General features: G+C 65.8%; 25 protein-coding genes. 20 read left to right on the top strand and 5 right to left on the bottom strand.

The features are described 5' to 3' along the window. The first annotated feature begins 121 nt into the window (after positions 1–121). The 19 genes from MJD61_08005 to MJD61_07915 all read left to right on the top strand — a co-directional run bounded on the left by MJD61_08005 (position 122) and on the right by MJD61_07915 (position 17,977). Positions 122–619, top strand: a complete 498-nt coding sequence (locus MJD61_08005) for a low molecular weight phosphotyrosine protein phosphatase (GenBank protein MCG8555218.1) — start codon at positions 122–124, stop codon at positions 617–619. Further along, the gene (locus MJD61_08000) at positions 612–1,463 is read left to right on the top strand and encodes a fructosamine kinase family protein (GenBank protein ID MCG8555217.1); all 852 of its coding nucleotides are present in this window, start codon (positions 612–614) and stop codon (positions 1,461–1,463) included. The genes MJD61_08005 and MJD61_08000 overlap by 8 nt, the downstream gene beginning before the upstream one ends. A 379-nt stretch (positions 1,464–1,842) precedes the next feature. Beyond that, positions 1,843–2,910, top strand: a complete 1,068-nt coding sequence (locus MJD61_07995) for an SDR family oxidoreductase (GenBank protein ID MCG8555216.1) — start codon at positions 1,843–1,845, stop codon at positions 2,908–2,910. Further along, a complete protein-coding gene (locus MJD61_07990) occupies positions 2,907–4,439 on the top strand; it encodes a PfkB family carbohydrate kinase (protein MCG8555215.1) in 1,533 nt (510 codons plus the stop codon). Before MJD61_07995 ends, MJD61_07990 begins: the two co-directional genes overlap by 4 nt. A 4-nt stretch (positions 4,440–4,443) precedes the next feature. Then, the gene (locus tag MJD61_07985; GenBank protein MCG8555214.1) at positions 4,444–5,046 is read left to right on the top strand and encodes an HAD-IIIA family hydrolase; all 603 of its coding nucleotides are present in this window, start codon (positions 4,444–4,446) and stop codon (positions 5,044–5,046) included. After that, complete coding sequence (locus MJD61_07980; protein ID MCG8555213.1) at positions 5,043–5,777, top strand: nucleotidyltransferase family protein; 735 nt, start codon at positions 5,043–5,045, stop codon at positions 5,775–5,777. Before MJD61_07985 ends, MJD61_07980 begins: the two co-directional genes overlap by 4 nt. After that, positions 5,774–6,472 (top strand): SIS domain-containing protein, encoded by a 699-nt coding sequence (locus tag MJD61_07975; protein ID MCG8555212.1) that lies wholly within the window; start codon positions 5,774–5,776, stop codon positions 6,470–6,472. The genes MJD61_07980 and MJD61_07975 overlap by 4 nt, the downstream gene beginning before the upstream one ends. Further along, a complete protein-coding gene (locus tag MJD61_07970; protein ID MCG8555211.1) occupies positions 6,472–7,479 on the top strand; it encodes an NAD-dependent epimerase/dehydratase family protein in 1,008 nt (335 codons plus the stop codon). The genes MJD61_07975 and MJD61_07970 overlap by 1 nt, the downstream gene beginning before the upstream one ends. Before the next feature lie 2 nt (positions 7,480–7,481). Continuing rightward, entirely contained in the window at positions 7,482–8,477 is a 996-nt protein-coding gene (locus MJD61_07965; protein ID MCG8555210.1) for a thiamine pyrophosphate-dependent dehydrogenase E1 component subunit alpha, read from the top strand. After that, complete coding sequence (locus MJD61_07960; GenBank protein ID MCG8555209.1) at positions 8,470–9,552, top strand: alpha-ketoacid dehydrogenase subunit beta; 1,083 nt, start codon at positions 8,470–8,472, stop codon at positions 9,550–9,552. Before MJD61_07965 ends, MJD61_07960 begins: the two co-directional genes overlap by 8 nt. 13 nt (positions 9,553–9,565) lie before the next feature. Further along, entirely contained in the window at positions 9,566–10,672 is a 1,107-nt protein-coding gene (locus tag MJD61_07955) for a DegT/DnrJ/EryC1/StrS family aminotransferase (GenBank protein ID MCG8555208.1), read from the top strand. Continuing rightward, positions 10,656–11,798 (top strand): DegT/DnrJ/EryC1/StrS family aminotransferase, encoded by a 1,143-nt coding sequence (locus MJD61_07950; GenBank protein MCG8555207.1) that lies wholly within the window; start codon positions 10,656–10,658, stop codon positions 11,796–11,798. The genes MJD61_07955 and MJD61_07950 overlap by 17 nt, the downstream gene beginning before the upstream one ends. After that, positions 11,795–12,997 (top strand): hypothetical protein, encoded by a 1,203-nt coding sequence (locus MJD61_07945; protein ID MCG8555206.1) that lies wholly within the window; start codon positions 11,795–11,797, stop codon positions 12,995–12,997. Before MJD61_07950 ends, MJD61_07945 begins: the two co-directional genes overlap by 4 nt. 50 nt (positions 12,998–13,047) lie before the next feature. Continuing rightward, positions 13,048–14,109: a radical SAM protein gene (locus MJD61_07940; GenBank protein ID MCG8555205.1), complete on the top strand. Its 1,062-nt coding sequence runs from the start codon at positions 13,048–13,050 to the stop codon at positions 14,107–14,109. Between the two features lie 7 nt (positions 14,110–14,116). After that, positions 14,117–14,602: a YtoQ family protein gene (locus MJD61_07935; GenBank protein ID MCG8555204.1), complete on the top strand. Its 486-nt coding sequence runs from the start codon at positions 14,117–14,119 to the stop codon at positions 14,600–14,602. A 121-nt stretch (positions 14,603–14,723) separates the two neighbouring features. After that, a complete protein-coding gene (gene fabD / locus MJD61_07930; protein ID MCG8555203.1) occupies positions 14,724–15,665 on the top strand; it encodes an ACP S-malonyltransferase in 942 nt (313 codons plus the stop codon). Between the two features lie 124 nt (positions 15,666–15,789). Then, positions 15,790–16,626 carry an outer membrane lipoprotein-sorting protein gene (locus MJD61_07925; protein MCG8555202.1) on the top strand — a complete coding sequence of 279 codons (837 nt, stop codon included), beginning with the start codon at positions 15,790–15,792 and terminating at the stop codon, positions 16,624–16,626. Between the two features lie 189 nt (positions 16,627–16,815). Further along, positions 16,816–17,034, top strand: coding sequence for a hypothetical protein (locus MJD61_07920; GenBank protein MCG8555201.1), 219 nt, complete (start codon positions 16,816–16,818; stop codon positions 17,032–17,034). A gap of 28 nt (positions 17,035–17,062) precedes the next feature. Further along, a complete protein-coding gene (locus tag MJD61_07915) occupies positions 17,063–17,977 on the top strand; it encodes a nucleotidyltransferase family protein (protein ID MCG8555200.1) in 915 nt (304 codons plus the stop codon). 51 nt (positions 17,978–18,028) lie between these two features. Here MJD61_07915 and MJD61_07910 read toward each other — a convergent pair whose 3' ends face one another. The 5 genes from MJD61_07910 to MJD61_07890 all read right to left on the bottom strand — a co-directional run bounded on the left by MJD61_07910 (position 18,029) and on the right by MJD61_07890 (position 23,790). Beyond that, positions 18,029–18,838: an ion transporter gene (locus MJD61_07910; protein MCG8555199.1), complete on the bottom strand. Its 810-nt coding sequence runs from the start codon at positions 18,836–18,838 to the stop codon at positions 18,029–18,031. 120 nt (positions 18,839–18,958) lie between these two features. Continuing rightward, positions 18,959–19,696, bottom strand: a complete 738-nt coding sequence (locus tag MJD61_07905; protein ID MCG8555198.1) for a metallophosphatase family protein — start codon at positions 19,694–19,696, stop codon at positions 18,959–18,961. Between the two features lie 159 nt (positions 19,697–19,855). Then, entirely contained in the window at positions 19,856–22,102 is a 2,247-nt protein-coding gene (locus tag MJD61_07900) for a hypothetical protein (GenBank protein MCG8555197.1), read from the bottom strand. A 178-nt stretch (positions 22,103–22,280) separates the two neighbouring features. Continuing rightward, complete coding sequence (locus tag MJD61_07895) at positions 22,281–23,294, bottom strand: hypothetical protein (GenBank protein MCG8555196.1); 1,014 nt, start codon at positions 23,292–23,294, stop codon at positions 22,281–22,283. Between the two features lie 142 nt (positions 23,295–23,436). Beyond that, a complete protein-coding gene (locus MJD61_07890) occupies positions 23,437–23,790 on the bottom strand; it encodes a hypothetical protein (GenBank protein MCG8555195.1) in 354 nt (117 codons plus the stop codon). Between the two features lie 175 nt (positions 23,791–23,965). Between MJD61_07890 and MJD61_07885 the strand changes: the two genes are divergently transcribed. Further along, positions 23,966–24,463: a MerR family transcriptional regulator gene (locus MJD61_07885; GenBank protein MCG8555194.1), complete on the top strand. Its 498-nt coding sequence runs from the start codon at positions 23,966–23,968 to the stop codon at positions 24,461–24,463. Positions 24,464–24,465 lie beyond the last annotated feature (2 nt).

Below are 24,465 nucleotides of genomic sequence, written 5' to 3'. Positions count from 1 at the left end.
TCTCCGCCAACTAGCCGATCGACGAAACGATGCCGGAGCTGCCGGCGGCGATCCGTACCGCGCGGGGCCGCCCCTCGCCCGGTCTTACGGGCGCCGGTTGGTTGTGCTAGAGGTACCGCTAGTGGTCGCTATCTGTTTCGTGTGCCTGGGCAACATCTGTCGCTCGCCCACGGCCGAGGGCATCATGGCCCATCTCGTGCGAGGGGCCTCGCTCGAAGGCAGGATACACGTCGACAGCGCTGGCACGTCCGCGTACCACGTCGGCGAATCGGCCGACCGACGCAGTAGACAGATCGCCCGCGAGCGCGGCGTGGAGCTCACGAGCACCGCACGCCAATTCGTGCGCAGCGACTTCAGCGGGTTCGAGTACGTGGTGGCGATGGATCGGAGCAACCTGAAACAACTGCAGCGGCTCGCGCGTGCTCGTGCCGAAGCGGACAAGCTGCACCTGCTGCGCTCCTTCGATCCCGCATCCAGCGACGACATGGACGTGCCGGACCCCTACTATGGAGGCGCCGGCGGCTTCGATCGCGTTTTCGATATCTGCCTTGCCGGTTGTCGGGGTCTGCTTGACCACATCGTGCGGGTGCATATCGCCACGGGCAACGAGCGTGCGTGAGGACCTGCGCGACGCGGTAGCACGAAGCCTGGGCAGCCCGATACAAGGGGCTCGGGGAATCTGTGGCGGAGACATCAACGAAGCGTATTCGATCGAGCTCGCGGACGGGCGCTCCCTGTTTCTCAAGGCACACCCCGGTGCTCCGGAGCACATGTTCGCGACCGAGGCGAAAGGCTTGCGTTGGCTGGCGGAGGCGGCAGCCCTGCGAGTACCCGAGGTCATCGTTCACGACCGTTCGTTCCTGGTACTCGAGAAGCTGGCGTCCGCGCAGCCATGCCGGGATTTCGGGGAGCGGCTGGGTCGCGGGCTCGCCGCCTTGCACCGTTTTGGAGCCGAGCAGTTTGGCCTGGATCACGACAACTTCATCGGTTCGCTAGCGCAAGACAACCGGACCTGTCCGGATTGGCCGATGTTCTATGTGACCCGCAGGCTCGAGCCCCAGCTGCGGCTGGCGCAGGAGCGCAACCTCGCGTCCGCACGCATGCGCGAGGGCTTTCCACGTGTGTTCGAGCGCATGTACGAGCTGGCCGGCACGCCCGAACCGCCGGCTCGTCTGCACGGTGACCTTTGGGGCGGGAATCTGCACGTCGACGAGCGGGGACAGCCCTGCCTGATCGACCCCGCAGTCTACGGAGGCCACCGCGAAGTCGATCTGGCCATGATGCGCCTGTTTGGAGGATTCTCTCCCCGCTGCTTTGCGGCCTACGCCGAAGCCTATCCCCTGAGCGACGGCCATCCTCGCCGTGTTGCGCTGTATCAGCTGTATCCACTGATGGTACACGTAAACCTCTTCGGCGGCACCTACGTGGGGCAGGTCGAACGCGTGCTGCGGCAGCTCGGCTAGCTTGCTATAGCTTCCCGTACCCCGCGCGCTCGAGGCTGGCTTCAATCAGCAGGCATCCCGCGATGGCACCCCAGGAGCGCAACTTCGGACCGCCGCTCGGCCATCCGACCCCGGAATCGTTGAAAAACCTCCCCCGCCTTCGCACCAGCGTGTAGCTAGGGCCACGGAACGACCACGGCCGCGGCCAGGGGGGTCGCCGAGTTCGCCGGCGCGCTCCTGAAGCGTTTGAGTCCGATGCAACAATCCGGTATGGTAGCGGGACCCTATCAGGTAGATGAACGCCGATCCAGGGGGAAGATGTCGCGGGATGTAGTAGGTTTTCTTTGGATCGATTACTAGCCCAATAGGGCAAGATCCGGGATGGTTGCTTGTGGGCAAGATGCTGGTCACTGGTGGAGCGGGGTTCATTGGCAGCCATCTGACGGAGCATCTACTCCTCGATGGACATGAAGTTCATGTGATCGATGACTTTTCGACAGGGAGACGGGAAAACCTGGCCAACCTGCGGGGTAATACACCTCCGCATATCCACCCACTGAGCATTTGTGATCGTGGTCGCCTCGAACCGCTGTTCAAAGACGTGGACCACGTCTACCACCTTGCCGCCCTCGCTGATATCGTACCGTCCATCGAGCGACCCGACGACTACATGGAGGCGAACGTCGTCGGTACCTTGCGGGTGCTACAAGCTGCCCGCAAAGCGTCCGTGCCGCGTCTCGTCTACGCCGCGTCATCGTCCTGCTACGGGATGGCGACCGAGCTGCCGACCCCGGAAACCGCTGCCTGTCGACCCGAGTACCCTTATGCGCTCTCGAAGTATCTTGGCGAGCAGATCGTGCTTCACTGGGCGCACGTTTATGGCGTTCCGGCGCTTTCGCTTCGCCTTTTCAATGTGTACGGGACCCGCTCGAGAACGCACGGTAGCTACGGTGCCATGTTTGGTGTGTTTCTGGCTCAAAAGATCGCAGGGCAACCCTATACGATTGTCGGTGATGGCCGGCAGCGTCGTGATTTCACCCACGTTTCCGACGTGGTGCGCGCTCTTGTCATGGCCGCAAAGAGCCAGCTGTGCGGGCAGGCTCTCAATGTGGGAACAGGGGCTCCAGTGAGCGTAAACCGCATCGTCGAGCTTCTGGGCGGCGACGCTGTTCACATACCCAAGAGGCCTGGAGAGCCGGAGTGCACACAGGCCGACGTGAGCAAGATCCGGTCACTGTTGGGATGGCGAGCGCGGGTTTCCATCGAACAGGGTGTAGCCAGCCTCCTGAAGAACATCGAGCTCTGGCGCGAGTCGCCGGTGTGGACACCTGACTCCATCGAGGAGGCCACCCGCTCCTGGTTCGCGTGCCTGGCCCGCGCCGGCGCTCCGGTTCGGCCGGCGCGGGTGCAGGGCGCGTTGGAGGCGACCGAGCGACTCCGGGCAAACGATGCGCGAGGGCAGGCGTGAGCCAGCAGCCTCAGGTCCTGCCCTTTCGTGCGCTTGCCAGGGAGGTATCGCGGCTCAAGCGTCAAGGGCGCCGAGTGGGGCTGGTTCACAGCCTCTTCGATGGGAAGCAGAGCGTCGATCGGCGCTTTTTGTTCGCGCTCGGTTGGTCCAGCGAGATCGTGGTGGCCACGGTGCCGGAGGACCGGGCGATCGACCGGCGCGAACCGGGCTGCCTGTGCGAGCTGGAACGCCTGCAGTACGCCCTGGCCACGGAAGGAATCGATTTCATCGGGCTCGTGCCTTGGCAATGCGGCGCGAAGATCATCGAACAGCTCAAGCCGGACGTGTACGGCTACGCGGGCAGCAACGGTGGACCGAGCCCCGCCGAGCTGGATGCGCTCAGCAGCGTGGGCGGCGAGCTTTTCACGCTCAAGAGGCGAGGCAACGCAGTGGTGGAATCCCACCAGCGCATCGCGCCCTTGGGCAGGCAACAAGGCCGCTTGCTGCGCGACCTGGGGCGTGCCTTCAGCGCAGATCAGGTCATCGCCGAGGTCGAAACGCTGCGCTCCATCAAGGTCGCGGTGGTGGGGGAGACCATCATCGATGAGTATGCTTACTGCGACGCGATCGGGAAGTCGGGCAAAGAACCCATGCTGGTGACGCGCTTCCACTCCTGCGAGGAGCAAGGTGGAGGCGTGATCGCTGTCGCGAACCATCTGTCCGAGTTTTGTGATCACGTAGAGGTTGTCAGTGCGCTCGGGGAGTTCGATCGCCGCGAGTCGTTCGTGCGCGCCGCGCTGCGCCCCGGGATAAGGGCCCATTTCACGACCAAGTCCGGGTCACCGACGATCGTCAAACGCCGCTACCTGGACGCCTATTCGCTGGCAAAGATGATGGGCGTCTATCACATGAACGCGTCCGAGCTGCAGCCTTCGGACGAGGACGCCTTTTGCGCTGCGCTGGCTGGTGCCGTCGGGCGCTGCGATGCGGTGGTCTGCGCGGACTACGGTCACGGCCTGCTGACGAGGCGAGGGATCGAGTGCCTGGTCGAGGGCGCGCGCTTTTTGGCGGTCAACACTCAGCTCAACGCGGCCAACACGGGTTTTCACACGATCTCGAAGTACCGTCGGGCCGACTACGCGTGCCTTCACGAAGGCGAGCTGCGTCTTGACGCGCGCGACTTGCTCGGCGACCTGGCTGAAGTCACGGCCAGAACGGTGCGAGGGCTGGGGGCACGTTCGGTCCTGGTCACCCTGGGTCGAAAGGGGACCTTGCTCGTGACCGGGGATGGAGGCAGCCACCGTTGCCCTGCGCTGGCAGCTACGGTGCTCGAGCGCATCGGGGCGGGTGACGCCGTCCTGGCACTCACCTCGGCGGCGGCGGCCGCGGGCTTGCCACCCGAGCTGATCGGCTTCCTCGGCAACCTGGCCGGCGCGCAAGCCGTTTCGGTGCTCGGCAACAGTGCATCCATCCGCAAGTCGGTGCTCATCGAAAGCGTGCGGAGGCTGCTTCCAAGGGCAACCATCCCACAGACGGCCGCCGAGCAGTAGACACGTGCCCTCCTCAGGATCAACGGCATCGAGCAAGGCAGTATTTCTGGATCGGGATGGCGTGCTGGTGGAAGATGCCGGGTCTCCGTGGCCCAATCGCGATCTTCGCCTGCTTCCGGGCGCCGCGCGGGCCTTGGCCAAGCTCAAGGCAGCCGGCTATCGCTTGGTGGTCGTGAGCAACCAGACGCTGGTAGCGCGCGGACTGCTCGACGAGGTGGGGGTCACCAGGCGACAGGCCCGGCTTGAGCGAACGATACGTGCCTGCGGGGGGCCGGAGCTCGATGGTTTCTATTTCTGTCCACATCACCCCGCAGCGTCGATCCCCAGCTATCGTCGCGACTGCAATTGCCGTAAACCCGCACCCGGCCTGCTCGAGCGTGCCGCGCAAGAGCTCGGCATAGACTGCCGGCGCAGCGTGATGGTGGGCGACCGTCCGAGCGACGTAGTGGCCGGACGGCGGATGGGCTGCCACACGATCCAGGTACAGACAGGTCGCCACAACGATCCCTTGATCGAGGTTACCGGCGGCTTTTGCGCCGTGGATCCAAACCATGTCTGCAAGGATCTCGCGCAGGCTGCGACATTGATCCTCGAGATGCAGCCATGAAGGCGCTGGTGCTGTGTGCCGGTTATGGCCGTCGGCTCGGCACGCTGTGCGCCGACCGCGCGAAGCCGCTTCTGGAAGTTGGGGACCGAGCCATCGTCGAGCACATACTCGGCGCCTTGGCACGACACGGCATCTGCGAAGTGCATCTGAATCTGCACCACCACGCCCAGCAGTTCAGGAACCATCTAGGCAGCGGTGCGCGCTATGGCCTGGCGATCAGCTTCAGCTACGAGCAGAGTCCACTAGGAACGGCCGGCACGCTGCGGGCGTTGCGCGAGCACTTTGACGACGGGCCGCTGCTGGTCCACTACGGCGACGTGCTCACCGAGCACGATCTCGCGTCGCTCTTCGGCGTTCATTGCGAGCGGAGCGCGCTTGCGACCCTGCTCGTCCATCGGCGCCGCGGGTCGAACAGCTACGCTCATGTCGACGAGCGCGGCCTCGTCAAGCGCTTTGTAGAGCGGCCCCGGGTTGCGCCACCCTTCGCCGATCCCGAGGGGAGCTGGGCCTTTTCCGGTTTGTGCGTGCTGTCTCAAGCCGCCCTCGACGAGCTCGACGTAATGCAGGCGCAGGACCTGCCGCGGGACGCATTTCCTCGCTGGGCCGCAGCGGGCAATCTTTGGGCTCAATCGCTTGCGGGCTATCGCTGCGCCGTGGACTCGCCCGAGCGCTTGAAGTCGGCCCGCAAGGACTTCGACAGCGGCCGCTTCGGCCAGTGGAGAATCGCGTGACGCCTACAACATCCGAGTCGCTCGCATCACCTGCAACATTTGCGCACGACTATGTCGCAGCCTTTTCGGAAACGCTCCAAGCAATCCCCGCGCAGTCCATCGAGCGCTGTGCGCTCGTGCTCCTCGATGCCTATCGGCGCGGCGCCCAGGTCTTTGTCGCAGGCAACGGGGGCAGCGCGTCCCTGGCAAGTCACTTCGCGTGCGATCTCGAAAAGACCACGTGCGGCCGCGAACCTCGTAAACAGACGAAGCGCTTTCGCGCGCGCTCGCTGTGCGACAACGTGGCCACGCTGACCGCCTGGGCTAACGACGAATCCTACGCCTGCGTCTTTGGCGAACAGTTGCGCGGCCTGGCGCTTGCGGGCGACGTGCTGCTGGTGATCAGCGCGAGCGGTAACTCCCCCAACGTCTTGGAGGCGCTGAAGTGGGCACGGCGTCTCGAGCTCACCAGCATGGCCTGGCTCGGCTTCGACGGCGGGCGAGCGCTGGCCGAGGCGGACTGCTCGATTCATGTCGCGGTCTGTGACTACGGTGCGGCGGAAGCAGCACATGCCGTGGTCGCCCACCTGATCACGAGCTGGCTGACTCGGAAGCTGGGGGCGGAGTCGAGCCGAGAACCGCGACGGCCCCTGCGCGCGCCGATTTTCGATGACGCGGGGGGCTCGGTCGCCTCGATCGGATCCGGTGCCCGCTGATGCTGCGAGGCCAACGTCTGTTCGAGCACGTGCTCGTCACCGGCGGTGCAGGCTACGTGGGTTCTGCGCTCGTGCCGCGGTTGCTGGATGCCGGCTACCGGGTAACCGTCATGGACTTGTACCTGTATGGCCGAGACGTCTTCAGGGCCTATCGCGGCGACCGCCTGCGAGAGGTCGAGGGCGACGTGCGCGACGCCAAACTGGTCCGGCAAGCGCTCGGCGGCGCCGACGCCCTGGTTCACCTCGCCTGCATTTCCAACGACCCCTCCTACGATCTCGATCCCAGGCTCGGCAAGTCGATCAACTTCGATGCCTTCGAGCCCTTGCTTCAGAGCGCCACAGAGGCGGGCGTGAGACGCTTCGTGTATGCCTCCTCGTCGAGCGTCTACGGCCTGCGCGACGAGCCGGACATCACCGAAGCGCTCGAGCCGAAGCCGCTCACCGACTACTCGCGCTACAAGGCGCTGTGCGAAGACATTCTGCACGATAGGCGCAGCGATGGGTTGACGGCGGTCACGGTCCGTCCCGCCACGGTGTGCGGGTATGCTGCTCGACTGCGTCTCGATCTGACGGTCAACATCTTCACCAACCACGCCATCAGCAAGAACCTGATCACGGTGTTCGGTGGCGAGCAGCTCCGACCCAACATCCACATCGACGATATGGTGGATTTCTATCTATATCTCCTCGAGCAGCCCGCCAGCAGGATCGACAACGAGATCTTCAACGTGGGCTCGGACAACCTGAGTCTCATCGAGATCGCCGAAACCGTGCGGGACACCCTAGACGCCGATGTCGGCATCCGAGTGACAGCAAGCGAAGATCGACGCTCCTACCGCGTGTCCTCGGCCAAGGCGCGTACAAAGCTCGGCTTCAGCCCCACGAGAAGCATAGCCGACGCGGTGCGCGATCTGCGGGGGGCCTTCCGGGCGGGCAAGGTACCTAACTCCCTCGAAGATCCCCGCTACTTCAACATCAAACGGATGCAAGAAGCGAGGCTGCACTAATCGTGCACGAAGCGCTTCCCCAGCACCCGGCTCGGCTGTCCCACGATGGGCTGCGCGGGGTCTACCGCCAAATGCGGCGCATTCGCTTGGTCGAGGAGGCGATCGCCGGGCGCTACGGCGAACAGGAAATGCGCTGCCCGGTGCATCTGTCGATCGGGCAGGAAGCCAGCGCGGTCGGTGCCTGCCGGGCGCTGCAAGCCGACGACAAGATCGTCAGTACGCACCGCTGCCACGGCCACTACCTGGCGAAAGGAGGCGACCTTGGGGCCATGCTGGCAGAACTCTACGGCAAGGTCACGGGATGCTGTGGCGGCCGTGGCGGCTCCATGCACCTCTTCGACGACGCGGCAGGTGTCTTGGCCAGCGTGCCGATCGTGGCAAGCTCGATTCCCATCGGCGTCGGGGTGGCCCTCGCTTTTCGGCAACGCGCGCAGCGCCGCGTTTGCATGGCCTTTCTGGGAGATGCGGCTCTGGAAGAGGGCGTTGCCCACGAAGCCGCCAACTTCGCTACAGCCCATCGGCTTCCGATCGTGTTCTTCGTGGAGAACAACCTGTACTCGGTCTATACGCGCATCGATGACCGCCAGCCGTCCGGGCAGCTCACCCGTTTCGGGGCGGCGCATGGGCTGCCCGCCCGGCGCGCCGATGGCAACGACGTACTAGAGGTTTATCGCCGGAGCACGGAGGCTGTCGAGCGCGCCCGATCCGGAGGCGGACCGGGCCTGGTGTGCGTCGACACCTACCGTTGGCTCGAGCACTGCGGCCCCCAGTGCGATGACCAGCTGGGCTACCGGCCTCAGGGAGAGCTCGCCCGCTGGAAGGCGCAGTGCCCGATCCAGCGTTTCAAGGCGTGGCTCGAACGCCGGGAGCTGTGGGACGCGGCGCTGGAATGCGAGCTGCTGCTGAAACTGAAGCGCGAGATCGAAACCGCCTTCACGGCGGCGCAGCGTGCTCCCTTTCCGAACCCGGCCCATGCAAGGACCAAGGTCTATGCCTGAAACCCGCATGCTGACAGCGGCTCAGGCCATTTTCGAAGCCACGGCGATCGCGCTCGAGTCCGATCCGGCTGTCTTCGTCATGGGCGAAGGCGCGCTCGATCCCAAGGGCATCTTCGGTACGACCGCAGGGCTTTGGCAACGCTACGGCCGAGAGCGCGTGCTCGAGATGCCCATTTCCGAGGCGGCGTTTACCGGCATCGCCATCGGTGCGGCCTTGCTCGGGCAGCGCCCGCTGGTGATCCATCAGCGCGTCGAGTTCTGCCTGCTTGCGATGGAACAGCTGGTCAACAACGCCGCGAAGCTCCACTACGTTTCGGACGGCAGGCACCGAGTGCCCCTGGTCGTACGCCTGATCGTGGGACGCGGCTGGGGCCAGGGTCCCGCCCACTCCCAGAGCCTCGAAGCCATGTTTGCCCAGGTTCCCGGGCTCAAGGTGGTCATGCCCTCCAGCGCTGCCGACGCGAAGGGACTGCTTCTTGGTGCGATCGCGGACGACGGCCCGGTGATCTTCATCGAGCACCGCTGGGTGCACTACGTGCGAGGCCATGTCCCCGCCGGCAGCACGCCCTTGCCGCTCGACGGGCCCAGGTGCATACGCCCGGGCCGCGACCTGACGCTGGTCACAACTTCCTACATGACCCTCGAAGCCTTGCAGGCCGCAGATGCCCTTGCACGGGAAGGCTGCGAGGTCGAGCTGATCGACCTGCGCCTGCTCAGTCCGCTCCGTCCGAGCGCGATCTACGAATCGGTCAGGCGAACCGGCAAGCTCCTGTGCGTCGACACGGGCTTTCAGAATCTCGGCATCGGTGCCGAGGTCACCGCCCGCGTATCCGAAGCCTGCTTCGCCCGTCTCGAGGCCGCCCCGGTTCGCATGGGCTTGCCCGAGCACCCGACGCCCAGCTCGCGAGCCCTTGCAGCCGAGTACTATCCGCGTTCTCCCGACCTGGCTCGCGCCGCAGGCAAGCTCGCAGGATTGAGCGAGAAAACGGTTGCGCGGGTCTGCGAAACGCTCGTGAGCAAGCGCGAGGACCTGCCGCTGGATGTCCCGCATCCGGCCTTTCAAGGCCCCTTTTGATCGGAGCCCCGTGATGCACGTTCGCTACTCCTACTTGCCTCAGCAGTTTTCGGAGATCGACGATCTGCTCGATCGCATACGGAGCCTGGCGCAGCAAGGTGACTTCACGCTCGGTGCCGAGCTGGCCCGTTTCGAAGCCCGCTTCGCCGAGCTCATCGGCAGCAGGCACGCGCTTGGAGTAGGTTCCGGAACCGACGCCCTGAAGCTTTCCCTCAAAGCGCTCGGTGTGGGGTTTGGCGACGAGGTCATCACGGCCGCCAACAGCTTCGTCGCCACGGCCGGGGCCATTGCCGAGCTTGGGGCGCGCCCGGTGTTCGTAGACTGCGACGACAGCTTCTGCATGAACGTCGACCAGGTCGAAGACGTCATCAGCGACAAGACGCGCGCCATCGTACCCGTCCACTACACGGGAGCCATGACCGACATGCGCAAGCTCATGCCCGTTGCCACGAAGAACCGGCTTCCCGTCGTCGAAGACGCTTGTCAGGCCATTTTGGGCGAGCTCGACCAGCGCCGCGCAGGCACTTGGGGCACCGCTGGCGCGTTCTCCTTGCACCCGCTCAAGAACCTGAACGTCTGGGGAGACGGCGGAGTGATCGTCACCGGCGACGACGAGCTCGCCAACACCTTGGGACTGCTGCGCAACCATGGCATGACCAGCCGGGACGAAATCGCCTTGCTGGGCTGCAACTCGCGGCTGGATACCCTGCAGGCGCTGGTCGGCAACTGGCTGATCGGACAGGCCGAGAACATCACCTCCCAACGGATCGACAACGCGCGCTACTACGACGAGCAACTAGGGCAGCTGCCGGAGATCAGCCTGCCGGCCCGCCCCGCTCGCATGCGCTGCGTATTCCATCTCTATGTCGTCTTCGCCCAGAATCGAGACGAGCTGTACCGCTACTGCCGGGACAAGGGAATCGAGTGCAAGATCCACTACCCGGTGCCTCTGTACCGCCAGAAGGGTCTCGCGTTTCTCGGCTACAGGGCCGGTGCCTTCCCGGTCGCGGATCGCCATGCTGCCTCCATGATTACCTTCCCGTGCGATCAGCACCTGACCCGCCGGCAGCAAGACTACGTCGTAAAGACCGTCAAGGAGTTTTATGCGGGCAGCAGCTAGAACAGACCGCCAAGCCCCCGGAGAGTGGCGCCGGATCCCTTATATCGATCTGCGGGCGCAGTTTCGCAAGGAGCGTGAAGGTCTCATGGCCGCCATCGAACAGGCGCTCGCCTCGGGCTGCTGGGTGGGTGGCGAAGCGATCGCTCGCTTCGAAGCAGCCGTCGCGCGCCGCTCTGGAGTCGAGCACGCCGTCGCCGTGGGGTCGGGAACGGACGCCCTGCTGCTCGGGCTGCGTGCCCTGGGGATCGGCGCGGGCGATGAGGTCATCACGGCGCCCAACTCCTTTATTTCCACGGCGGCCGCCATCGTGCACGCCGGCGCGCGACCCGTCTTCGTGGACGTGGGAGAGGATCAGAACATCGATCCCTCGGGCATCGAGGCGGCCATCACCCGGGCCACCGCGGCGATCCTGCCCATTCACCTCACGGGTCGCAGCGCCGATATGCCCGCCATCGTGGAGATAGCCCGGCGCCACGATCTGAAGGTAGTGGAAGACGCGGCTCAGGCCTTTGGAGCCACGCTGAAAGGTCAGCCTGCCGGCACCTTCGGACACCTCGGATGCTTTTCCGCGCACCCGCTAAAGAACCTCAATGCCGTCGGCGATGCGGGTTTCGTCTTGTGCCGCGACGCGAAGCTGGCCACCCGGCTGCGCAGGCTGCGGGACCATGGCCTCGTGGACCGCGACAGCGCGCTCGAATGGGGCGTGGTCTCGCGTTTGGACAACCTGCAGGCGGCGGTGCTCCGGTATCGCCTGCAGCGACTGGATGCCGTGCTTCGGGACCGGCGTGCCAACGCGCGCCGCTACCTCGAGCTGCTCGATGATCGCCACGTCAAGCATCCCGCCTGGCGCGAGCAAGCTATCGACACCTACCATACGTTCGTGATTCAGGTGGACCGGCGCGATGAGCTCAAAGCGCATCTGGCAAGCCGCGGTGTGGCCAGCGCGGTCCACTATCCGGTGCCCATTCATCTACAGCCGGCGGCAACGGAGCTCGGCTACAAGAAAGGCGCTTTCCCTGCTGCAGAGCGCCAGGCGCAGCGGATTCTGTCGCTGCCGATTCACCAGTTCTTGCATGGCGACGATATCGAGTACGTGTGCCGCACGATCAACGGGTTCTACGCATGACCGAAACGCTGGATCAGGATCGGCTGGGGACCGCACTCGACTTCGACCAGCTCTGTGCAGACTACCGTAGCGGGCTCGCCACCAAGCTGCGCGGCTTCGGCCCGAGCGCGGATTACCTGGAGCTGTGGGTACCCGACGAGGATCCGATGCGCAGCGTCGCCAACATGCTGGACGCGGCGGCCGAGCTCGGCAGGCCCGAGCTGACGCTGCGCATGGGCGCTGCCACCACCGCCAGCATGGACCTGGCGGAGCTGGAACAAGCAGCCCGCGAGTTCGGCCGGGTGCGCCTGGTGCGACTCGAGGACGGCGTCGTGCTCGCCGTGGATGCGCTTCGTGCGCCGCGGCGATCGGTCCCGCAGCGCCCACGGGAGCGGGCAGCTACCAGGACGGCTCTCCACGGCGCCCCCGAGACCGCCCAGGCACGCCCGGCGCACGTCGGGCGTCGCCTTGGCATGGGGGACGTCTATGCCAAGGCGATCGGCGAAGGGTTGTCGCGCATCGGCTTCGAGCGCGCGCCAAAGGAAAGCACCGGCTCGCTCACGGTGCGCGGCGAGGTCGGCTCGGTTGCGCTGTGGCTGGTGGTGGACACGCGGGCGCAGGTAGTCCGCGACGCGTGTTTCTCGGGCACGCGGAACGCCCTCGAGCGGGCCCTGCTGGACCGATTGTGTGCGCTGTGTCTCGGCCTGCCGCTTCAGGAAGCGAGCGACCACGGCGTGATCCGGCTCGAGCACACGCTGCGCGATCGCGCGCAGCCGCCCCCCGTGCCTGGCATCGTCACACCACAAGCCGCCGATCCCGCGTTCGCGCTGCCCCTCGAGCTGCTGCGGCTGGCCGCGGCCCGCTACCGCGAGCAAACGGGAAACCACGAGGTCGCCAATTTCCACGATCGGCTGCCGGGCGCCGGCTGGCTCGCCATGTCCGAGCCCGAACGGCTGGCTTCGTTGCGGCGCAGCATCACCCGCAACGCCGGGCCCCTGGGCTACCATCCCGAGCGTATCGAGGTCCTCGCGATCCAGCTCGACGTGCGCGTGGTGCTGCGCATGTCCCGTTTGATTGCCGAACACGAGAAACCAGGGCTCGCGATGAGGATCGAGCGCGCCATCCGGGATGAGATCGACCCGCGGCTTGAAGTGCTGCTGGCCGAGCTCAAGGATCGCAACAAGCTGCGGCGCCTGGCGCTGTTGCAGGAGGCCCCGTGACGGCGCCAGCCGGTGAGCTGCTCTTGGACGGTACCAAGATCGCGTGGCACATGGAGCGCGTCGCCGCTTGGGAACGCGGCGAGCGCATCGCACCGATCACGATCGACATGGCGCTGACGCGGGCCTGTAATTTCGCTTGCGAATACTGCTACGCCATGCTTCAGGAAAACGACCGCAGGCCGATCACGCGCCAGGTCATCTTCGATTTCTTGGAGGATTGCGCGAGCATCGGGGTCAAGGCCATCAGCTTGGTCTCGGACGGCGAGAGCACGATTTCCCCGGTTTTCGTCGATACGGTGCGCAGGGGTCATGAGCTCGGCCTGGCCATGGCTGTGGGCACCAACGGCCTGGCGCTTACGCGCCGAAAGCTCGAAGAGCTGCTGCCTTGCCTGACCTACCTGCGCGTCAACATCTCGGCTGGTGAGCCGCGGCGCTACGCGCAAATCATGGGCGTGAAGGAAGCGTGGTTTCATCGCGTGTGCCAGAACATCGGCGACATGATGGAGATCAAGCGACGCAACGGCCTCGCGGTCACCATCGGCATGCAGATGGTCGTCATGCCCGGCTACGGCGATCAGATCCTGCCATTGGCCCGCTTGGGCAAGCGGCTTCAGCCCGACTACCTCGTGCTCAAGCACTGCTCCGACAGCGAGGACGGCGAGCTCGGTGTCGACTACGAGGGTTACGAGTCCCTGTACGACCGCTTTCGGGAAGCCGAAGCGATGTCCGATCAGCAATACAAGGTCGTGGTAAAGTGGTCGAAGATCGAGGCCAAGGGCAAACGATCCTATCAGCGCTGTTACGGCCCCCCTTTTCTGCTGCAGCTTTCCGGGTCGGGGCTCGTGGCCCCCTGCGGGATGCTCTTCAACGAACGCTACAAGAAGCTGCATATCGGCAACATCTGCGAGCAACGCTTCAAGGACATCTGGGCAAGCGACCGCTACTGGGAAGTCATGAACTACCTCGCCTCGCCCGAGTTCAACGCGCAGGTCATGTGCGGCTCGCTGTGCCTTCAGCACAAGGTGAACGAGACCCTTGATGCCCACATGAAGGGCTTGGTACAGCTGCGTGCTGCGAGGGGAGCGCCGCCAGAACACCTGAATTTCGTATGAGGTCAACATGAGCAAGGAGCACTGGCAAGTCTACCTGTCCGGAGAGATCCACACCGACTGGCGACAACGCATCGAGGCCGCCGTCGAGCGTGCGGGTCTTCCGATCACGCTCACCGGACCGATCACCGATCACGCCAGCAGCGACAACTGCGGCGTGAGCATTCTGGGCCCCGAAAGCGAGGCTTTCTGGAAGGACCACAAGGGTGCCAAGCTGAACTCGGTGCGCACCCGAACGCTGCTCGGACGCGCCGACGCGGTGGTCGTGCGCTTCGGGGAGAAGTACCGGCAATGGAACGCAGCCTTTGACGCGGGCTATGCAGCGGCGCTCGGCAAGTCCGTCATCGTGCTGCACGATCCCAGCCTGACCCACGCGCTCAAAGAGGTGGACGCCGCAGCAGCCGTCGTGGCGCAAACCCCGGAACAGGTCGTTCAGGCGCTCAGCTACGTGATCGAGGGAGCGCTTCCGGGCACGCCCCCCCCTGACTCGCAATGATGGCGGAGCCGGGATGGCGGGGCCGCGGTCCGAGCGCGCCGAACGTATGCTGCAGGCGGCGTGGCGGGTTTTGGGCACACGGAAGTGCTATGGATGAGCTTGATGGGTAGATGAGCTTGTGATGGGCAAAGTTGCTTTTCTATTTCCCGGGCAAGGGTCGCAGAAAGTCGGTATGGGCGAGGCGGCGGCCAAGCACAGCGCGGCGGCGCGGGCGGTGTTCGCCAGCGCCGACGATGTGCTGTCCGAGTCGCTTTCCGAGCTGTGTTTTCGTGGACCCGAACAGCAGCTGCGCCTTACCGTCAATACGCAGCCCGCGCTGCTTGCGACTTCGATCGCACTTTTTCGAGCCCTCGGCGAACGCTGCGACCTGGCGGCGGGGCACAGCTTGGGCGAGTACTCGGCGCACGTGGCTGCGGGCACGCTGCGTTTCGAGGACGCGATTCAGCTGGTTCGCCGCCGAGGTCAGTACATGCAAGAGGCGGTTGCCGTGGGTCAAGGCGCCATGGCAGCCGCTCTCGGCGGGGACGCGAGCGCGATCGAGAAAGCTTGCGCCGAGACCGGCGGCACGGTCGAAGTCGTCAACTACAACTGCCCGGGGCAGCTGGTCATCGCGGGCGAGGCCGCGGCTGTGGAACGGGCGGGGATCAAGATCAAGGCGCTCGGTGCGAAGCTCAGGCCCTTGGCTGTGAGCGCGCCCTTCCACTCGAGCCTGATGCGACCGGCCGAAGCGCGGCTCGCGCCGCATCTGCGCGAGGCCGACTTCCGTGACCCGGCCTGGCCCGTGGTCGTCAATGTGGATGCCGAGACCGTGCGCAGTGCCGAGGCGGCCCGGGACGCCCTTGCGCGTCAGGTCAGCCGCTCGGTGCTGTGGCAGCAGTCGATCGAGCGCATGCTCGAAGCAGGCGCCTCGGTCTTCGTCGAAATCGGGCCCGGGCGCGTGCTGAGCTCGCTGCTCGCACGCATCGACAGGGCGGTGCCGCGGGTCAGCGTCGAGAGCCCCGAGGCCTTTGACGAGGCGCGCGAGGCGATCGCCAGGGCCCGGCAGGGTCCCGACAGGTCCTGACGACCGAGTTTGCTTCCGTATCGGTTGGCGACGAACTGGATTGCACGCTGCTGCTGAAGCGCGACCAGAGTACCATAGGCTGCCCGCGCCCGGGTGCCGGCCGACCAGATGAAGGGAGCTGCAAATGGCTAGCGAGTGCCCGAGGATGATCGGAGTGCATCCCCTGCTGCTTGTTCTGCTCGCCGTTGCGCTCGTGCCCCGTGCCTATGCGATCGAACCGAGCACGCGCGACCCGCGGGCGATTGCAAAAGCTGTCAACGACCGCGATGACGGCAACAAGCGTGTGACGCGCATGACCATGACGCTGGGCGATCCGAGCGGTCGCAAGCGAGTCCGCACGCTAAGGACACGCTCCATGGATTTCCCAGGGGGCAGCAAGACCCTGATGCTGTTCGAGGCACCGGCGGACGTTCGCAACACGGGGCTGTTGACGATCGACTACGACGCGGGTCAAAAGGACGACGATCAGTGGCTGTATCTGCCCAGCCTGCATCGCTCTACGCGTATCTCGACGTCCGAGAAGTCGCGCTCGTTTCTGGGTACGGACATCAGCTACGCTGACATGACCAAGCGGGACGTGGCTCAGTACGACTACAAGCTGCTCGAGGCGTCGGCTCGGGTCGACGGTGAGGAGTGCTGGGTGATCGAAGCGCGGCCGCGCACCGCCAAGGAGAAAAAGGAAACCGGCTACCTCAAGGTCCACCAGTGGATCAGCAAGTCGAAGCTGATGCCCGTCCAGTCCAAGGCCTGGGTCATGGAAGGGCGCAAGCTCAAGTACTTGAAGTTCACCCAGTTGCGCAAAGTCGATGGGATCTGGATGGCGCACCGCATCGCCGTACGTACTGTGCGCAAGGGCAAGGTGGAATCGACCACCGTGCTCGAGTTCGACGGCGTGCGCTTCAACCAGCCGTCGGTGACCGATGCCGATTTCACCCAGCGGCGACTTGAACAAGGGTTGTAGGAGCCCCTTTTCCACCCAATATGTGATTTTCTCGTGTCAGGGCTGATCGTTCCGCTGCAGGGTAACCTTTACGAGAATGCAGGCAGCCGTGTTAAAGTGAAACGAGGTGTTGTCCCAGCGGTGAGTAGTTCGCTCGAGACGACGGACGGCAGACTCGAGGGTGATACCCAACCCATGCGGAGATTGTGAATGGCAGACTCGACCATCGTTACCTTGCGCCTGCCGAAGTCGCTGGTTGAGCGCGCTGACCGCCTGATCCCACAGCTGCGCGACGACGATCAGATGATGGTCGTGGGCCGTGTGTCGCGATCGATCGTCCTGCGGTTGGCCGTGCTGCGCGGGCTGGAATCGCTCGAGCGGGGCCTCGCCGGCGACGGGACTGGCGGGCGCGGCACGCCAACGGCTTGACCGCGCTTTCCAGGCCGGACCTCAGCGTATGTGCGATCCGAGTCCATCACGGCCGCGCTGGACGCGCGTCGGGGTCGAGCTGCTCGTAGGCTCGCAGCTGGCAGAGGTGCTCTGCGCGCTGTCGGCCCAAGAGGTCAATGCGCTGCTGCTCAAAGGCACGGCGTTTTGGACAAGCATCTACGAGCCGGGCGAACGCAAGGTGACCGACATCGATCTGCTGGTTCACCCGGACGAGCAGGAGCGTTCGGTCGCAGCTCTGCAAGGCCTGGGTTATCGAATCAGGCCGCCGCCAGGTCGCCCCGCCACAGCGCGCCAGTTCTACGAGCGTACCTTCCTTTCGGGCGCTGCCGCCCGTCCAGTTCCGGTCGAGATCCACACCAACCTGATTCATCCTGTCCGCTACCGGATCGATCTCGAGGGCCTGTTTGCTCGCGCGCAAACCAGCGAGCTCTCGGGGCAGCCCGTCCGGCGCTTGTGCGCCGAGGACAGCTTGCTGCACCTGGCACTGCACCGCACCGTCCATGGGCACGGGCTCGATGCGGATCTGCGCAACATCGAGGACGCCCATCGTCTCATCCGCGCGTTTCCGATCCGCTGGGATGTGCTGTCGGGGCGCGCCCGCTCGTGGGGCTGTTGCATCGCGCTCTGGCTGCTGCTCACCTCTGCGCGCCAGCGCTTCTCGAGCCCAGTGCCCGAGGCCACGCTCGCGGGGCTGTCACCTCGGACGCTGCGCCGGCGCTACGTGCGGCGCGTGACCGCTTCGCACGAGGGCGTGCTGCAGTTTCGGTGGCCCGGCCTCGCGCCTTGGCGCAGGCGCCTGCTGCTGTTTCCCATCGTGCTCGATTCGCCCAGACAGCACCTGGCCTCGTTGCTGCATTTCGCTCGGCTGCGCGCGCTCGATGTGCTGGAGAGTCGCTTTGCCGAAACGCAGCGTGACCGCTGAGCAGGAGCTTCGTTGCCGGTCGAGCGATCGCTACGCGAGCGAGGCGGCGTATCAAGCACCGCCTCGGGATCGGGGCGAGAGATCAGCGCCGCAACGCGGGCAGCGTGCGGGCTCCGGGTGTTGGCGTTCCTCCTTGAGCGCTTCGAGAAACGATGCGCCCAGAATCGCCGTGGGCAGCGCGAACAAGCCGATGCCCAGCGTCGCGATCACACCCCCGAGGAGCTGTCCGGCGGCGGTCACGGGGTAGGTATCGCCGTAGCCCACGGTCGTGAGCGTCACGACGGCCCACCACATCGCCGCTGGAATCGACGAGAACGCTTCGGGTTGGGCCTCGCGTTCGACGAAGTACATGCCGGATGAAGCGAGCAACAGCAACAGTATGCCGAGGGCCAAGGTCGCGCCGAGCTCATAACGACAGCGCTCGAACATGCGCATCAAGGTGCGCTGCGCCGACACGTAAGGGCCGAGCCGCATGACACGCGCCACACGAAACAGCCGCAGTGCGCGCAATACCCTCAGGTCTACGCCGGCGCGCGGCAGATACCAAGGCAGGATCGCAAGCAGATCCACGAGCATCATCGGCCGGAACATCAGACGCACGCGGGCACCGAAGCCGGCCGCCGCGCTCCACAGCCGCGCCACGTACTCGATGCTGAACGCGGCCACCGACAGCGTTTCGAAGTAGCTGAACCATGCTTCATGCCCCTGCCGAATCGAGCTCACCGATTCCAGCACCGTCGCGAGCACGTTGCCCACGATCAAGCCTCCGATCAGCCCGTTGAACCGGCGGCTCGTGCGATCCGCGCGGTGCTCGACCGACAATAGCTCGTAGGTACGCGCGCGGATGGATGCGAGGGTCATGGGTCGGCCGGCGTGCAAGCCATGAGCGACCGGCGGCACCTTCGTAGCCCCTGCCAGTCGGGCGTCCCCCCCGATCTTGCAGTGGGCGGGATGGCCCGGTCAACTTCGGCACGATCCAGCCTACACGCCGATGAACAGCCGGTGGCCGAAGTTGTGCTCGAGGTCGCTGGCGAAGATCTTGTTGGCTGCCGCGTCGATGTCGTACTCGACCCGCTTGAATTCGAAAGAGCGCGTCCCAGAGTCGTAGACGGTGTAGCTCGCGCGATTGTCGTAGTCGCGCGGCTGGCCTACCGAACCCACGCTTACGATGTACTTCCAGCCTTGTTCCAAGGAAAAGCTGGCCGGAGGCAGCTCGCGGACATCGTAGCGAGAGAGCGCAAAGACCTTGCACAAGTGGGAATGACCGATCAGTGTGAGGTCGCCCAGCTCGTCGTAAACCTCGAGGCATTCGCGGGCTTGCTCGGGGGCGAAGATGTACTCGAACTCCTCGAGCCGCACGGGCGAGCCGTGGCACAACAAGACACCGAGCTCGTCCAGGTCATGCTTGTAAGGGAGCGACTTGAGCCACTGCATGTGCTCCGGGGTCAGCATACGGGCATGCGTATCAAGCGCGCGCCGTGCCGCCTCGTAGTAGTACGAGTAGTCCATGCGCCCGGCCACCGCCGCGTCGTGGTTGCCCAGAATCGTGAGCTCGGCGGTTTCTCGCACCAATTCGATGCACTCGTTGGGGCTCGCACCGTAGCCCACGACGTCGCCCAGGCAATAGTAGCGGTCGACACGTTCGTCGCGGTAGGCCTCGAGAACGGCGCTCAGCGCCTCAACATTGGCGTGAACGTCGCTGAAGACCCCGATGCGCATCGATAGTCAGTCTGTATAGGACGCGGTCACTACCGTGTCTATCCCCGCGCACCCGCCGGATACTTCGATCCGGATCGGCCACCAGGTGCATCCGTGCACTCTTGGCCGACTCGGGCACGACGGCCCAGAAACCCCGGTTCGAATTCCCGGGCCGCGGAACTAGGGGTGCAGCGCTGCGTAGAAGCCCTGCGACAATCGTTTCACTTCGTCTTCCCTGGGAAGCACCCCCGCGGAACGAACGGCCCGGTCCTCGCTCCGCACCAGGCCCCGAACCGCGAGCGCCTTGCGGGCCACGTTGCGCCGTTTCTGGCCGTCCCCTTTTTCCATTTTCTGCAAGTCGGATAGCGCTCCCCGGTTGGACAGGTGGGCGAGCGCGAGCACGTGGCGGTCCTCGTAGTCACTCAGGTCGAGGCTGTCGTCGATGGCCTTGAAGACCTCCGATCCCATGCAGCCGAGCGCCCTCGCGGCCTCGCGCCACGCTTCGGTTGGCTCGCGGCGCAGCTGCTGGAGCATGGGGACGACAGCACGGCTGTCCCCGAGCTCGCCGATGGCCAGCATCGACAGCTGGCGGATGGCCGGGGACGTTTCACTGAGCCCCTCGAGCAGCACCGGCAATACGCTGCCGCCGAAGCCCACCGTCGCTGCGAATACCTGGGCAGCCTCGAAGATGGTCAGTTCTTGCACATCGGCAAGGAGCTTAGGCAGCGCGGCCGGGTCACGTTTGCGGCACATAGTCAGGAGCGTAGCCAAGCGGTGACCGCCGTCCCCGCCGGTTCCCACCGGGGGTGACGGGTGTGCGGGAGCTGCGTCGGCTCGCGCGGCTGCCGGGGTGGGGGGGGGCGGCGGGGTGCTCCCGGCTGGTCGCGTGGATGCCGCGCGCGCCGCGGGGGACCCTGCTTGCGAAGGGACCGCGCTGTAGCGCCCATGTGCGTCCGTGCGCAGCAACAGGCTGGCGGCATTCGGTTCGAAGGGCGGTGGATCGCTACGCAGCCGCGCCATGGCAGCGGCGCTTGTGTGCGGCATCGGGCGCGGCAGCTGGTCCAGCCGTTCGAGTACGTGCCGCAGCTGCGTGCCGCGGTCGTGGCCGCGTACCTGGATCGTGCGCTGGTAGCGCTCGCCACGGTAGAGCGCCACCCTGGCCTCGAAGGCTCGCACGAGCGCGTCGATCACGCGCCTATCGTCCCGCTCGTGAAGCGCCAGCGGTACACGCAACAGGTAGCGTGAAGCCTCGGACCGCGCTTCACCTAGCACGACAACAACCAAGGGACAGCCCTGGGCCTCGATCCCCTGCACCCACAGCTCGAGTGTTTGCGGCCGGTGAGCTTCAAAGAAGCTCGGTTCCATGCGAGCAAACAGCCAAAGCTCCTCGCCGGCCACCACTGCGGCCAAATGCGGCCCCGAGGTGTCGAAGAATGAAGGTGGCGGAGCCACACCTGGCTGCGGACCCTCTACGTGCGTGGGCTCGGCTACCGCGTAGGTGTCGCTATCGCTGTCGCCGCTGTCGTTTCTGCCTGGCTCGCTACCGTCGCGGCTTGCGTCATGTCGAGGCAATGGCGGGGGAGCCGACCGGACGCCCCCTTGGGGCGCCGAAAGCGCCGCCGTCGGCCCATCGTTGCGCGGGACCGGGCTTGACCTGCGCGTCAAGTGCAGCGGGGGCGGCACCGCTTCGGCTCTACGATGCAGCGGTGGTGGCCTGCTTCCGGGTCGGGACCCCAGCCCGGGAGGTGCGCTGCGTATCGGGGGTGGTAGAGAGCCCCTGGCCGGGTGCCGTTCGGGAGCCTGCGACGGGGGCGGCACCACCTCGTCGTCGCTGTCCAGAGCGTTGAGCGCTTCACGTACCTCGTGCAGCTCGCCCTCGGTGATCTGGGTAGTCCACTCGACGCTTTCGTGCATGGGCCCTGGCGGCGTTCTAGGGCGCGGCGTTGGCTCCGGCTGCGTGGGCTCGCTGGCTGTTTGCGTGGCGCTGGCTTGTCTTGGCCCCGGTTGCTGCTGAGGCGCTTGCTCGAGGAAGCTCCTAAGGGCGTCGAGTCCCACGAGACTCGGACAGGCGCGCACGTAGGCGGGTATGGCGTGAGCGGTTTCGCGCGCGACTTCGCACAGAAGCTGGGCACGCTCGGGAAGCTCTCGGTAGGCCAACACGCTCGGGACCACCAGCGCGAACCTGCTTGACGCGGGGTCGTGGTAGACAAACGGCACGGCGAGCTCGCGTCCATCGGCCAGGCGATGCAGGCGACCCTCGAGCGCCCGCTCTTTGAGCTCCGGATCGGTGGCCACGTTGATGCAGCGGTAGATCTCCACGCTGTCGAGGCCACCGTCCGCCGCCGGGACGTGGACGCGCTCGGCCCGTGTCTCACCAGCGACTCCCATGTAACCCGCGGCGGACTGCGCTTTGGCTCCGTCCGGCATACGAAGACCCGACCGCGACACTAGCTGACATCGCAATCGGTGCAAGCCGTCTGCACGGTAGCCGTCCACCGGGATCCGCGTCGCAACGACAGGTAGGTAGCCAACGCCGCCTCCGAGAACGAGCCGTTGCGAGCCCGAAAGCCGCGAGCAAGTCCTGCCGCTGCCGCAGCCGGTCGAGCTACTCCTGGACGGACCCGACGGTCAGGCGATGGGGCAAGAACTTCAATCTTGGTCTGCGAGCCCACAGCCCAAGTGGACGCATGAGCCCCACGCGATGGGGCCCGGCCATCAATCCGAGGAAGCGCGCCGCCTGCTGCGCGCGCACAGCGCCCACGGGGGTGCCGTCCACCACGACGACCACCGTGAACAGCTCGTGGTTCACCACCTCGAGGGTGGTGGGCCCGGCGGCCGGCGGCGGCTCGACCTTGCCCTCGCCGCTCTTGTCTCGGGCCGGTTGCAGCCTGCCGAGTGCCCGGGGCTCGAGAAAGGGGGCTGACCCGACCCGGATGCCTTGGGGCGGTCGGGTCGCGTCGGCCGCCAGATCCCGCCTGGCCAGCTCCAGTGCAACGGCGGCGGTGAGCTCGCCGCGCCAGGGTCCGAGCACGAAGACGGGCGGCATGGCGTTGCCCCGGCAACGCCCCATGACACCTTCGCGAGCCCGGCCCGACCATTCCGCGAACAAGGCGCACGTGAGCTCACCGGGCCCATCCACCCGCCTTCCCCAGACCCTGCCCACGCCCAGCCGGGTCGTGGATTGGTGACCCGGCAGCCGACCCTCGAACCAAGCGGCCAGCTGCGAGGCGCCGAGCGGGCGCCCCCCCTCGCTGTCGAACACGTAGACACCCGGCCGATCGCCACGCAGGCGCACCTGGGAATCGGCGTCGACCGGCCATCCAGGCCCAGAAAACTGCGCGCGCAGGCGGTCCGGCGACACATCGATCGTCAGCTCGGTGGCGGCGGCAAAGACATCGGGCGGGCGCTCGCCAAACGCCTTGGGCACCAGGAAACGGACGCGGTAGACGAGCCTGCGTGCGTGAACCGGTTCGGCACCGGCGTAGGCTGGATCGGACGCGGAAGGGGGCTCGTGGCGTGGCGCCTTGCCCAAGGTGGCGCGATGGCCGCTCCTGCCTCGCGCGTGCCGAGATCCCAGCACCTTGACGAGCCCCGCCGGCTTCGCAGCTTCCTGCACCATCGCGTAAAATGCCCGCGGTCGCTCTGTGGGCCCGCGGCGATCGTCGCCGCCGCAGCAGACGACCAGCCAGCCCAAGGTCGCGAGGCCCGCGGCTGCCCTCGGTGCGGGCGAAAAGGCCAATACGGTGTCCTCACGACCCTGGCTAGGATTCCAGCGAGCGTTCCAAGTCTCGCATCAGGGCCTGAAGCGACGGGTCCCCGGCCAGGGCACTCCTCAGCAGCGCGACCAGCTGCTCGCGCTCTGCAGCAGCCACGGTTGGGTTGAGTGCTCCGTCTGCCACGCTATCCACGAGGGCGTTCATGGCCGAATCTAGATCGATACGTCCCGCAGCCAGTTCTGTAGCGATGGGGTGCGACCCATCGGCGGGGGCGGGCGCCTTCACGCCTGTGCTCATGGGGCCCGCTTCCTGGCTGGCCGGCTGCGCGCTTTCGAGCGCCTCGGTTGGAACCGTGACGGGCGCAGGGGCGCCTCCTGGGGGACGAATCGGCGTGCTCATAGCGATGTGCCTTGTCCCCAGCCTAAGGTCGCCATAGCTTGCCAGCAAGGGCTCACGGCCCAAATCCTGCTACCGCCGGCATACCGCCGGCCAGACGGGTTGACCCCGACAGGGCCGCTCTCTATATGAAAATGTCGCCATCAGGCTAGATTTTTGGCGCGGGAGTACCCAACGGGTGAAGAGGCGGCTGCTAACCACCGGGGAGATGGCAAGCGGGTCCGAGTCCACGCTTCGCACCGTGCGCTTCTACGAGGATGTCGGGCTGATCCGTCCTGTCTCGCGTACTCCGGGGGGACACCGGAAGTTCGATCCGCGTGAGCTCGAGCGGTTGCGGGCCATTGTCGGTTTTCGCGAGGCCGGGCTAACCGTCGACGAGATCCGAAACCTCATGGAGCTCAAGAGCCGCTGCGAGTCACCCGAGCAGGCGGTCGCGGGCCTGGGCAACGCGCTGGGGGAACGCGCCAAGGCGCTCGAGCGCAAGATCAACCTGCTGAAGCGCGTGCATAGGGAGCTTGGGGAAACCCTGCAGTTTATCGAGCACTGCCGCGGCTGCACGCACGGGCCGTTTCCCGAGTGCTGCGATCGCTGTGACCTCAACACGAGCGACAGGTGTCCGCGACCTGCACAACTGCTGTGGGGAGCCGGTCCAAAGGCCTGCTCGCTCGACGAGTAGGG

Source organism: Pseudomonadota bacterium (assembly GCA_022361155.1).
Taxonomy (GTDB): Bacteria; Myxococcota_A; Polyangia; order Polyangiales; family JAKSBK01; genus JAKSBK01.
The sequence above is the reverse complement of the archived record's forward strand: the minus strand, read 5'-3'. Positions and strand labels throughout refer to the sequence as shown.